Here is a 309-nt window from a genome sequence, read left to right as displayed (position 1 = left end):
ACATAGCTATATACATACCAACTTCAGTACATTCACCTATAAAGTTTGCTCTTAAACCTTCTATTATTTCTTCGTCTATATCTTTTGCAATTCCTATTCTATGTTCATCCGCCCATTGCATGTCATCTTTAACTTCTTCAAATTTATCTGCTCCTACTTTACAAATTGGGCATACTTCTGGAGGTGYATCTCCYTCATGTATATATCCACATACTGTACATATGTATTTTTTCATTAAATCACCTCAAATAATATATTTTCACATGATTATTATTTACATAATAAAACTTTTTATTCTATCGTTTATAT

The 309-nt window shown here is 29.0% G+C and carries 1 protein-coding gene; it reads right to left on the bottom strand.

Annotated elements, in window-relative coordinates:
* The coding region (locus tag G3997_RS02155) for a rubredoxin-like domain-containing protein (RefSeq protein ID WP_442971207.1) at positions 1–235 on the bottom strand (235 nt) is incomplete at its 3' end.
* Positions 236–309 lie beyond the last annotated feature (74 nt).

This window comes from Romboutsia sp. 13368 (genome assembly GCF_018336475.1).
Lineage (GTDB): Bacteria > Bacillota > Clostridia > Peptostreptococcales > Peptostreptococcaceae > Romboutsia.
The sequence above is the reverse complement of the archived record's forward strand: the minus strand, read 5'-3'. Positions and strand labels throughout refer to the sequence as shown.